Here is a 1231-nt window from a genome sequence, read left to right as displayed (position 1 = left end):
GGAGGAATAAACATGGCAAAAGGAACGTTTGAGAGGACGAAGCCGCACGTGAACGTGGGGACGATCGGGCACGTGGACCACGGCAAGACCACGCTGACCGCGGCCATCACCTTTACGGCGGCGGCGATGGACCCCAGCGTCGAGAAGCTGGCCTACGACCAGATCGACAAGGCGCCCGAGGAAAAGGCCCGCGGCATCACCATCAACACCGCGCACGTCGAGTACAACACCCCCGCCCGCCACTACAGCCACGTCGACTGCCCCGGTCACGCCGACTACGTCAAGAACATGATCACCGGTGCGGCGCAGATGGACGGCGCCATCCTGGTCGTGTCCAGCGCGGACGGCCCGATGCCCCAGACCCGCGAGCACATCCTGCTGGCGCGCCAGGTGGGCGTGCCCTACATCGTCGTGTTCATGAACAAGGTGGACATGGTCGACGACGAGGAGCTGCTGGAGCTGGTGGAGATGGAAGTGCGCGAGCTTCTGAGCAAGTACGAGTTCCCCGGGGATGACCTGCCGGTGATCAAGGGCAGCGCCCTGCAGGCGCTGGAAGCGCTGCAGGCCAACCCCAAGACCAACCGCGGCGAGAACCCGTGGGTGGACAAGATCTGGGAACTGCTGGACGCCATCGACTCGTACATCCCCACCCCCGAGCGGGACACCGACAAGGCCTTCCTGATGCCGGTCGAGGACGTGTTCACCATCACGGGCCGCGGCACCGTGGCGACGGGGCGTGTGGAGCGCGGGGTGGTGAAGGTGCAGGACGAAGTGGAGATCGTCGGCCTGAGGGACACCAAGAAGACCACGGTGACGGGTGTGGAGATGCACCGCAAGCTGCTGGATCAGGGCATGGCGGGGGACAACGTGGGCGTGCTGCTGCGCGGCGTCGCTCGCGACGACGTGGAGCGGGGTCAGGTGCTGGCCAAGCCGGGGAGCATCAAGCCGCACACCAAGTTCGAGGCCAGCGTGTATGTGCTCTCGAAGGATGAGGGGGGGCGTCACTCGGCGTTCTTCGGGGGGTACCGTCCGCAGTTCTACTTCCGCACGACGGACGTGACCGGTGTGGTGGAGTTGGCCGAGGGCGTGGAGATGGTGATGCCGGGCGACAACGTCACCTTTACCGTCGAGCTGATCAAGCCGATCGCCATGGAAGAAGGGCTGCGCTTCGCCATCCGCGAGGGTGGCCGCACCGTCGGCGCCGGCGTCGTCACCAAGGTCCTGGAGTAAA

General features: G+C 65.6%; 1 protein-coding gene. It reads left to right on the top strand.

The genetic code is table 11. The features are described from left to right. The first annotated feature begins 12 nt into the window (after positions 1-12). Entirely contained in the window at positions 13-1230 is a 1218-nt protein-coding gene (gene tuf / locus DAERI_RS21690) for an elongation factor Tu (RefSeq protein ID WP_103131518.1), read from the top strand. Position 1231: the final 1 nt, after the last annotated feature.

It is taken from the genome of Deinococcus aerius (assembly GCF_002897375.1).
GTDB lineage: Bacteria > Deinococcota > Deinococci > Deinococcales > Deinococcaceae > Deinococcus > Deinococcus aerius.
Note: the sequence above shows the minus strand (reverse complement) of the source record. Positions and strands in the feature narration are given on the sequence as shown.